General features: G+C 44.3%; 6 protein-coding genes. All 6 read left to right on the top strand.

Annotation, left to right across the window (positions count from 1 at the left end; all coding sequences use genetic code 11):
- The coding region (locus RTR63_RS10340; RefSeq protein ID WP_312524109.1) for an iron ABC transporter permease at positions 1 to 1,439 on the top strand (1,439 nt) is incomplete at its 5' end.
- A 105-nt stretch (positions 1,440 to 1,544) separates the two neighbouring features.
- A complete protein-coding gene (locus RTR63_RS10335) occupies positions 1,545 to 3,791 on the top strand; it encodes a TonB-dependent receptor (RefSeq protein WP_312524107.1) in 2,247 nt (748 codons plus the stop codon).
- 95 nt (positions 3,792 to 3,886) lie between these two features.
- Positions 3,887 to 5,581, top strand: a complete 1,695-nt coding sequence (locus RTR63_RS10330; protein WP_312524105.1) for a multidrug ABC transporter permease/ATP-binding protein — start codon at positions 3,887 to 3,889, stop codon at positions 5,579 to 5,581.
- A gap of 136 nt (positions 5,582 to 5,717) precedes the next feature.
- Entirely contained in the window at positions 5,718 to 7,850 is a 2,133-nt protein-coding gene (locus tag RTR63_RS10325) for a TonB-dependent siderophore receptor (RefSeq protein ID WP_312524103.1), read from the top strand.
- 75 nt (positions 7,851 to 7,925) lie between these two features.
- Entirely contained in the window at positions 7,926 to 9,020 is a 1,095-nt protein-coding gene (locus tag RTR63_RS10320) for a siderophore-interacting protein (protein ID WP_312524102.1), read from the top strand.
- A 206-nt stretch (positions 9,021 to 9,226) separates the two neighbouring features.
- Entirely contained in the window at positions 9,227 to 11,308 is a 2,082-nt protein-coding gene (locus RTR63_RS10315) for a bifunctional 2',3'-cyclic-nucleotide 2'-phosphodiesterase/3'-nucleotidase (protein ID WP_312524100.1), read from the top strand.
- Positions 11,309 to 11,637 lie beyond the last annotated feature (329 nt).

The following is an 11,637-nucleotide window of genomic DNA, read 5'->3' as shown; positions in this document are numbered from 1 at the left end:
TAAGCCTAGTCCTGCCCGTCATCTTGTTGTTTTTGGTCAAACCTTTAACCATCATGAGCCTAGATGAACGCCAAGCCAAAGCCTTGGGAGTACCTGTGGCTGCCGTGCGTATGCTGGTAGTAACCCTTGTTGCAGTAGTCACGGCAAGCGTGGTAAGCCGCGTGGGCGTTTTAAGTTTTGTCGGTTTGGCTGCGGCAAGTGTCGTTAATGTAGTAGCGATTCGCCCGATTGGACAACGATTACTGGCAGGATTTGCCTTTGGGGCGATGTTGTTGTGGCTGACCAATAACATTGTGACGCTGCTGTCACCCTGGTTCAAACCATTACTTAACATAACGCTGCCGGTGGGGTCGGTCACAGGGATATTAGGTGCCGGGTTGATTATTTGGTTGGTCATTCGACAAAGTAAACAGCCCATGATTGCCGAACAAAGCCCTAGCCTGTTGGTCGGCAAACGCCGATATTTTGGTGGCGGTTTTTGGGTGGTTGCGGTCGGGTTGTTACTACTTTTGACGGTAGGCGTATTACATATTTCCCCTGATGCGATGGGCACTTTTGGGTGGCATGCCGAGGCAAGTTTTATCGAGAGTTTTCGCCTGCCGCGTACGTTATCAGCAATGGCAACAGGTCTGATGCTGGCTACCGCCGGGGTGCTATTACAAAACTTGACTCGAAATCCGATGGCAAGTCCTGAAGTCATGGGCATCAGTTCAGGTGCGGCATTGGGGGTGGTATTGGTGTTCGTGCTCAGTCCATTGATAATAAACACACTGGGACTGGCAACCGATTCTTTTTGGGCATTGGGATTGCCTTTATTGGGCGGACTGTTAGGTGCGGGTTTGGTGTTACTGTTGGTTTTGTGGCTTGCTCGTCGGCTATCCTCAAGCTATTTGTTACTCGTGGGTGTGGCGATTTCTGCATTGATGGGTGGTATTTTAACTTTAATCAAACTGTCAGGCGACCCGCGCTTACAAGCGATGCTCAATTGGCTATCAGGCACAACATATCATGCTTATCCCGTGACAGCGTGGGCATTAATGGTCATTGGTATTGTGTTATTTTTGCTCAGTTTTTTGCTACTAAAGCCGCTTAGGGTGATTAGCCTAGATGAAACGATGGCTCGCAGTTTGGGCGTATCAGTAAAACGTAGCGAAATACTGATTTTTAGCCTTGTAGCAGTGTTAAGCACTGTTTCGACACTGGCGGTTGGACCGCTAAGTTTTATTGGATTGATGACGCCGCATTTAGCCAAGACACTTGGGGCAGTGCAGTTACCTCACCAATTAGCTTTATCAGCGCTACTGGGCGCGGGACTGATGCTCATTGCTGATTGGGTGGGACGTTATGCGATTTTTCCCTATGAAATACCTGCGGGCACAATCGCTTCCATTGTAGGCGGTTTATATTTTTTATGGTTGATGAAAGGTATGAAAAATTAAAAACATAACTTCTTTGGTTGCGCTATCATTACTTATTGTAAATAGAAATAATAATTGTTATCATTCGCAACAATGTTTTATCTATTGTCTTTTGAGTGATTGAATATGCGTTTATCCCTATTATCTTTAGCCGTGCGTTCGGCTTTGGCAGCCAGTACGATTGGCTTATTATCAACCGCGGCGATGGCAGAAGAATCAAATACCACGGATGCTGCCACAGAAACCCTACTCGATGAAATCGTGGTGACTGCAAGTGCCGATGCGTCAAAAACTGGTTTGCCGCCCGCCTATCAAGGTGGGCAAGTCGCCACAGGTAGCCGTATCGGTATTTTGGGTAATAAATCGACCATGGAAACGCCTTTTTCGACCACGGCCTATACCAATGACTTTATTTTGAATAAACAAGCGGATTCTGTTGGGGATATCCTAAAAAAAGATTCAACGGTGCGTGTGGCTCGTGGCTTTGGTAATTTTCAAGAAGCTTATCTGATTCGCGGATTTGTCACCAACTCTGACGATACCATGATGAACGGCTTATACGGCATTATGCCTCGTCAATTTATCGCAAGTGAGCTATTTGAGCGGGTCGAAGTACAACGTGGCGCGAGTACCTTCCTAAATGGCATGGCACCCGGAGGTAGTAATAAAGGGGGCACAGTCAATTTGCTGCCAAAGCGTGCCACTCAAACGCCGATTCGTAAAGTCACTATCAGCAGCGAAAATGCCGAAAATGGTAAAATTGCCCTAGACGTGGGACAACGGTTTGGCGCAAATCAAGCCTACGGTGTGCGTGCCAATGTCGCCTATCAAGACGGCGGTACAGCAGTCGATGATGAAAAAGCCAAATTGGGTTTGGTCGGCTTGGGCTTAGATTATCGCCAAGATAACATGCGGTTATCGGCAGATTTGGGCTATCAAAATAACGAGCTACAAAAAACACGCACCAATGTTACCTTGTCAGGTTTAACCCGTGTACCCAATGCCGCTGATGCCAAAAGCAACTGGTCGCAACCGTGGAGTTATTCAAATGAAAAAGATGTGTTTGGTACATTACGGGCTGAATATGACCTTAGCCCAAATTTGACTGCGTATGGCGCGTATGGCTTTCGTCATGGCGAGGAAGAAAACTCGCTTGCTAACTTGACGGTCACCAATCTAAATGGCGATGGCACCACCTACCGCTTTGACAATGCCCGTGAGGATGACATCAACACAGGCGAAATCGGTATTCGTGGCAAACTGACCTCAGGCAAAATCAACCATAACTGGGTAGTGTCTGGCAATATCTATAAAGCACAGACAAAAGCGCCTTACCAATTTGATTGGCAAAACACACTAACGACCAATTTATATCACCCAACCTCGTACGCCAAACCCAGCTGGTCAGCAGCGGCGTTGGCAGGTGGCGATATCGACCATCCTACCAAGACAGGCGAAACCACGCTCACCAGTGTGGCATTGGCAGACACCCTAGCCTTCATGGATGATAAACTTCAAGTGACCTTGGGGGCAAGACACCAAACCATTGAAGACGAAAGTTTTAACCCCACCACCCAAGCCAGTAATGGCAAATATAAAGAAAGTAAAACCACGCCTGCGTTTGCCCTATTATATCGCCCAACCGATGAATGGTCAGTCTTTGCTAACTATATGCAAAGCCTCAGCAAAGGCGAAACTGCCCCTCTCACTACCACCATCGATGGCGTAGCAACTGAGCTGACCAATGCAGGTCAAGCCATGTCACCGTACGTCACCAAACAAAGCGAAATCGGCGTGAAATACGACCGCGGCGTTATCGGTGCAGGTCTCACCGCTTTTCAAACCAACAAGCCGCGTTATACTACCGTTGATACTACCTTTGAAGCACATGGTAAAAACCAACATAAAGGCGTTGAGCTCAATGTATATGGACAACCCACCGCCAATATGCGAGTGCTAGGCGGCGTGACCTTCCTTGATACCCAACAAAAAGACACCGGTAGCGACGCCACTGAAGGGAAGCAAGTTATCGGTGCGGCAAAAAACTTGTTAAATCTAGGGCTAGAATATGACTTACCACAAGTAGATGGCTTAACCTTAACAGGCGATGTCATCCATACTGGCAAACGTTACGCCAATGATGCCAACACCCTAACAGTCGATGGCTATACCACTGTGGATTTGGGCGCGAGATATAAAACCCAACTTGCCGGTAAAGCAGTCACGCTCAAAGGGGTGATTGCTAACGTTACCGATAAAGACTACTGGTCATCGGTAGGCGGTTATGAAAATACGGCAGGTGACAACGGTGCAGGCTATCTTACCTTAGGTGAGCCACGCACATTGAAGCTGTCAGCGACCTTTGATTTTTAATTTTACCCATTGTTAACGTTTGCCATCGGATGAAGCTTGCTTTGTCCGATTTTTATTTGAGACTGGCTAAAAAATAAAAGCTAAACAGGAAATACATGTTCCCTACTACCATGCCCCTTATGACCCTTATCTGGCAACAGCATCGTATTGCCTTTATCAAAGTCATCTTGCTCAATCTGCTTAATGCCTTGGTGAATGTCGCTATTATCGCCTTTATTAACCGTTTTTTAATCACAGCAGTCGGCACTGATAATCCCCTCTTAGGCAGTTGGCAGATATTAGCGGTATTTTTGGTAGCGATTATGGGTTTATTAGCGACAACGTTTATGTCACAGCTTGCCTTGACTAAGTTAGGGCATCGCTTTGTGTTTGAATTACGTTCGCAACTGATAAAACGTATCTTAGACACTTCAATTGCCCAAGTTGAAAAAATCGGTAGTGCCAAGCTGTTAGCCAGCTTAACTACCGATGTGCAGTCGATTACCGTGGCATTTGTACGCTTGCCTGAGCTGGTGCAAGGGGTGATTATCTGCACAGCGACCGCGGTTTATTTGGGGTTTTTATCCGTGCCAATGCTGCTTGTGGTCATGGGGTGTATTACGCTGACCATTTTTATCAGCAGTAAACTCGTTGGCCATGTGTATGCCCATTTAGCCACATTACGAGAAATCAATGATGCACTGTATCAAGATTATCAAGCGGTGATTGATGGACGAAAAGAACTTGCCTTAAATCGTGAACGTGCCAAACGTCTATTTACCAATGATTATCAACGCCACGCAAGCGACTATTTCAACCATATTGTCAAAGCAGATACTTTTCATTTATCAGCCGTAAGCTGGTCAAATATTATGATGTTTGCCGTAATTGGGGTGATTTATGCCCTAGCCAATATTTATCACTGGGTAGATACCGCCACCGCCACTACGTTTGCCCTCACCGTATTATTTATCCAGTCGCCTTTACTGATGGCGATTGGGGCATTTCCCACCGTGCAAACGGCTAAAGTTGCCTTGGAAAAAATACAATCCTTACAGCTTGCCGACTATAGCCCAGATTTTGATACCCAAATTTTAACCCCAAATTGGCAAGTCATTACTTTTAAAAATATAAATTATCACTATGACAATAGCGCAAATTTTGGCTTAAAGCATATCAACTTTACGTTAAAACGCGGCGAAGTGGTGTTCTTAATTGGCGCCAATGGTAGCGGAAAATCCACACTTGCCAAGCTCATCACAGGGTTATATCAGCCTAAATTTGCGGAAAATTCCGGTATTTTTATCGATAACCAGCCTGTCGCCTCAGAACATTACCCCCATTATCGCCAGTTATTTTCAGCGATTTATAGCGATTTTTATCTGTTTAAAACTGTGATGGGAAGCGCGCAAAATACGCCCAATGCCGAGTTAATCGATAATTGGCTAGATATTTTAGCCATCAAAGAAAAAGTCAGCGTCACCGATAACCAACTTAGCGCCACCGAACTTTCGCAGGGGCAGCGCAAACGCCTTGCCATGCTGCTTGCTGTCGCCGAAGAAAAGTCTATTTTACTGCTTGATGAATGGGCTGCCGACCAAGACCCTGCCTATCGCCGTGTGTTTTATCACACTATTATTCCCATGTTGCAAAAAATGGGCAAAACGCTGTTTATTATCAGTCATGATGACAGCTATTTTGAAAAGGCGGATAGATTGTTGATGATGAAAAATGGTGAACTCAGTGAGCTTACCGGTTTGCAACGCGAAAAAGCCAGTCTAGATGCCATTACAGTGATTGGTGAGCATTAAGAATCTATATGACCTCCCCTAAAACCAGTTAAAGCGGATTAAATATAATTGCAAATAAGAATGATTATTGTTATTATTTTCATTAATTTTACCATACTGTAAATTTCTGTAATTATTTATTGTGGCGGGGTCACTTATGCGTTTATCTTTTTTATCAGTAGCAATACGGGCTAGTTTAGCGGTGGGTATTAGCCATGTTTTTACCAGTCAAGTGCTGGCAGACGTTGCAGCCAATAGCGAAGAAGCACCTGAAACCACATTAGATACCTTGGTCATTCGTAGTGATGCTTACCGCACCACCGCTACCAAGACCGCCCTTGACCCCGAAAAAACCCCCATGAGTTATTCTCGTATCGAGCAAGAGACATTGCAGCAACGCCAAGCAGACAGTGTCGCGAGTGCGCTGCGTTATGAGCCAGGTGTCAGTAGCGAAAGTCGTGGGACGGTTGGCATTTTTGATGAATACACCCTGCGTGGTTTTAAGAATTATTCCAACTTTTATGACGGGATGCGTCTGCCGTATGATGGAACTTGGAATTTAATGCCCCAAGTCGATGCCTATGCCACCGAAGCCGTGGAAGTACTCAAGGGACCTGCTTCATCACTGTATGGCTATAATGAGCCGGGCGGCATGGTCAATCAAATCGCCAAAACCCCAAAAAACACTTCTGAGAATGAAATCAGACTACGGGCGGGCACCAATAATCTTAAAGAAATCGCCATTGACAGCACAGGTCCTATTAACGATACCACCAATTATCGCATGGTGGCATTAGCCCGTGAAAAAGACGGACAAATGCAAACGACCGAAGAAAAACGGGTGCTACTCAATCCCTCTATCGAATACAAACCGAGCAACAATATCTCGGTGCTTGCCAATTTGTATTATCAAGATGACCCTCATCAAGTCCCTTCTACCCCACTACCAAGCGTTGGCACAGTGTATAAAGCCAGTTATGGTAAGTTGGACGCGGATGCCTACGCCGGCGATAAATGGAATGATTTTAGTAAAAAAGTCTTTATGCCGAGTGAAACGATTAACTGGAAAATCAATGATTTATTAACCTTTAAACATACCTTGCGTTATACCGATGCCGACGCCCAACAAAAAAACACCTACCATCAAGGCTTTAGCGAAGGCTCAGACAGCGAGCTTATACGCACCGCCTACACGACCGATGAAAAGATGACCAACTGGGCAACCGATAACCAATTGGCTTATAATCTGATTACCGATAATACCTCGCACAATTTGCTATTGGGTGTGGACTATCAAAAAACTGACAGCACGGCTAAGTACGCAGACGCCATGTACAATGGCATACCCATTATCGATTTAAGCGATCCTGATTATGATTTATTTAGCAAAACTGTCCTTAGTTTGACAGGCTATCAACAAACCGATGATATTGAGCAAAGTCAATTCGGCGTTTATCTACAAGATGAAATGCAATGGAACAAGCTTACTGTGGTCGCAGGGTTACGCCACGATGACTATAAAAGCACCACCAAAACCACTGCCACAGGTAGCGATACAAAAACCACCGTCAACGAAGCCAACCAAACATCCGGGCGATTGTCAGCCCTGTATCAACTTGACAATAGGTTTGCCCCCTATGTCAGCTACGCTCAGTCATTTCAACCCTTATTGGGTGTCAACTATATTACAGGTGAAGCCTTTAAACCCACCACCGCCAACCAAGTTGAAGTCGGCATAAAATACAGCTCGCCAGATAAAGCCACCAAAGCCACGCTGTCTGCCTACGATATCACGCGCAAAAATGACAAGGTCACTGCCATCGACTGGACCAAACAAACCCAAACAGGTGAAACCACGTCAAAAGGTTTTGAAATTTCTGCCGATCATCGTTTCAACAATTGGTTAAATGTGGGTGTCGGCTATGGTTATGTCGATGCCGAAATCACCAAGGATGAGTTTAATCCGCAACTGGTCGGCAATACCCCGCAACAAATTGCCAAGCACAACGCCACACTGTGGGCAAGTATGAAACCCAACGCCAAAACCGCGGTGCAAGTGGGTGTGCGGCACATCGCTGGGATGCAGATTGATAGAGAAAACTCAGATACTTTGCCAAGCGTCACCTTGGTCGATTTGGCTGGTAGTTATCAAATTAACCCCACGTTCGATGTGGGCTTGACTGTCAGTAACTTGTTTGACAAAACCTACGTGGGTAGTTGTTATGACCGCAACAATTGCTGGATGGGCGCAGAGCGACAAGCCAGTGTTAGCTTGACCGCGAAGTTTTAATCAGGTTCATAAATCTAAACAAAGGACTTGTTACCCCAAGTCCTTTCCTTATCGCCCTAACAAAAATTACATTCTATGCACCCAGAAAATCTGACTTTATTTGATGACCCCGAAATTGCCGACATCATCGATCACATCAACGAAGACCACGGCGATGATATGAAGCACATGGCGTTAGGCTTGCTAAACTTAACCAAGGTTCAGCAAAAAACCTTAAAAAATGCGACCTTACGCCAAATCTATCAACAAGGCTTACTGTTGGATTTGCAATTTGCGCAAAACGAGCCGCACTTAGACAATCAGCTTTTGGTATTTAGTGAGCCGACCCAAACCCTTGAAAAATTCAACGACCAATATGTCGCCTTATTGCAGCGCAGTGACCGCAAACAAGGTAAAAAAACCATTGACATCAAGCAGCGTCAATTTTATCTGCAAAGCGTGGAAGCGGTCAGTCACCATATGTATCGTTTGACAGTGCAAACAGATAGCGATTTATCCGATTTACCGGCAGGTTATGCGTTTTTGTTTGATGTCAAACTGCCCGACACCGACCTAAAAAAACACCCCCGCCCCTACCGCTATTATACGCTTCGCAAGGCATGGCAAACTGTGAATGAAAACGGTGAAACGCAAAACCTGGCTTGGATAGATATCTATTGTCATGGAGAAAAAAACGGCGAAATCAGTCTTGGCGAAACCTGGGTAAAATCGTTAAAAACAGGCGATGTTTTTACCAGTGAGCGAGAATTCCCCGAAAAAATCGACCATCTCGATGTTAATCAGCCACAGGGACAAAGTCTATTAATCGCTGATGAAACCTCACTACCGACCGTAGCCCGACTGTTAGAGCAGTGGCCAATGAGCGAGCAGACAATACCGCCGATTGTACTGACCTTTTTGCAAAGCCCGCTAGATTTGGCTTATTTAGAAGACGTTTTAGCCCAGTATCCTGCAACGGTGTTGCCAATTGTGGCGAATGATAACCAACTGCCCCATACGCAGATTTTTACGACACTGCAAGATTTTTTACAACAACATCCTCGCCAAATTGACCACATCTGGGGTGGTCTTGAAGCGACAACAACGAAAAAACTGCGTTCGCTATTGGACGAATTATTACAGTTAAGTCGGGATAATAGCGTACTTAAGGTGTATTGGCGAGCAAGCTAAGGGTTATCCAAGAATTGGGCAGACAATCAGATGCATACGTGAGTACTTGGTCGTAACAACTGGTTGTTTGCAGTGTCACTTGACGGTAGGCAGAGGGCAGTGAATTTTATTAACCCCTAACTATTCATCATTTTGTCACGCAACCTTTCTATGATATTTCACAAATTTATCAACGCTCTTATTTGAGCCTAATTTAGTGAGCTATCATGAACTATAAAACCCATCATTATAAAAACCATCATTATAAAAATATCCAAATCAAGCGCATTTGCCTCACCACATCCATGATTGTAGCAAGCATGTCACTTGTTGCTTGTAATAACAATGATAATGATAGTAATGACCCTAAACCACAGCAAATCGCTACCAATACGAACCTTAACTTTACTATTCTTGAAACGTCAGATTTACATAATAATATCATGAGTTATGATTATTACAAGTTGACAGAAGACAAAAGTTTTGGGCTTGAGCGAACCGCAACGCTTATTAATAACGCTCGTAGTGAATTTGCCAATAATATCTTGCTAGATAACGGTGATACCATTCAAGGTAGTGCTTTAGGTGACTATCAAGCAACGGTAAACCCTGTCAAATGCGACGAAACACTGGGCATTTATAAAGTTATGAATGACCTAAAATATGATGCAGGTACGATTGGTAACCATGAATTTAACTATGGGCTGAACTATCTTAATCAAATTACAGGCAGTCAGTTTAATGTTGATGGCATAACTGCAAGTGCCAGTGCTTGTAAAGGACCTGACTTTCCCTTGGTTTTATCCAATGTCATTAGCGCTCGCAATAATCAGCCACTGTTTAAGCCTTATAAAATCATTACCAAAACCTTTACGGCAACCACACCAGAGGGTAAGACGGTTACCGTACCGCTAAAAATTGGCATCATTGGCTTTACCACACCCGGTATTATGCAATGGGACAAAAAATGGCTAGACGGCAAAGTCACCACCGCCGGTGCGAAAGAAATGGCAGAAAAATACGTGCCACAAATGAAAAGTGAAGGTGCAGATGTCATTGTCGCCTTGTCGCATGGTGGGATTGATACATCCCCATACAGCCCAACGATGGAAAACGCCAGTTGGCATCTATCGCAAGTGGCAGGTATTGATGCGATTTTGATGGGACACACACATCAAGTGTTTCCTGATGCTAGTAGCAAAGACACCCGCTTAGACCAGGCAGGCATTGATAAAGTTAATGGCTTATTAAACAACGTACCTGCGGTCATGCCAAGTTTTTGGGGTAAAGGGTTAGGCGTCATCAAATTGAATCTAACCTTTGATGGCAAAAAATGGGTGGTCAATAAAAACAATACCAAAGTGGAAGTGCGTGCAATCCAAAATGCTGATAAAACTTTTGTCGCAGCTAACCCGCGAGTGGCTCAATTAATTCAGGCAGAACATAATGCCACTATTAATTATGTCAAAACCCCAATCGGTACATCCGATTTCTCAATGACTTCTTACTTTGCTGATGTGGGTGATGTGTCAGCGATTCAAGTGGTCAACCAAGCGCAAGCCAACTATATTAGCGATTATATTAACGCCAATTTGCCACAATATAAAGATGTCCCTGTCTTATCAGTGAGTGCCCCATTTAAAAGCGGATTTGCAGGGGGTTCAGATTATACGGATGTTGCTCAAGGCAATATCGCTATTAACAATGCGGCTGATTTATACCTGTATCCAAATACCGTGTTTGCAGTAAAAATACAAGGCAGTGATATCAAAAAATGGCTAGAGAATTCCGCCAAACGCTTTAATCAAATAAACCCAAGCCTTACCACACCACAATCGTTAATCAGCACTTTTCCTGGGTATAACTTTGATATGTTTACCGCAGCCGATGTGCAATATGAAATTGATGTGACTAAACCTATCGGTAGCCGTATCCAAAACTTAACCTACAAAGACAAGCCGATTGAAGACAACGCACCATTTATCATCGCAACCAATAACTATCGTGCATCAGGTCTAAAGGAATACTACAGCATCAATAGTACCAATGTAGTTGAATCCCCTGATGCCAATCGTGATGTCCTGATTAACTACATCAAAGCGGCTAAGAATTTATCATTAACCAATAATGGTAGCAGTCGTAGCTGGCGGTTTGCCAAAGTAAAAACAGCGGGTCCTGTAACCTTTAAATCGAGTGCAAACAAAATTGACTTTGCCCAAAAAGCAGGATTAACCAATATTAGCGTCGTAAATAATGACGACGGTTCAAATAAAGGCTTGGCAGATTATGCGATAGATTTATCAAAATAATCGCCAAAAAACTTGTATTTTATTTATTTTTAAAAGTGTGGTAGTTGCCACACTTTTTCTATTTTATCAAGCGTTCAAAGGTACATCGGACAAGCTTTGTAATGTCATCCATCTTAAGCTTATACCGGATTTTACGACACTTCTGTTTTGTTGTTTGGTTTGCATAAAGGTTGTGTCTCAGCATTTTAGGTTTCCGACAATACCCTATATCAAACGTCTTGAGAATTCCAAAGACCAAAACCCCCCCTTACTGATGTAAGGGGGTGTTTTTGGGATAGGGAGCTGACGATGACCTACTCTCACATGGGCGAACCACACTACCATTGGCG

The organism is Moraxella sp. CTOTU47724, from assembly GCF_032014955.1.
GTDB lineage: Bacteria > Pseudomonadota > Gammaproteobacteria > Pseudomonadales > Moraxellaceae > Faucicola > Faucicola tetraodonis.
The sequence above is the reverse complement of the archived record's forward strand: the minus strand, read 5'-3'. Positions and strand labels throughout refer to the sequence as shown.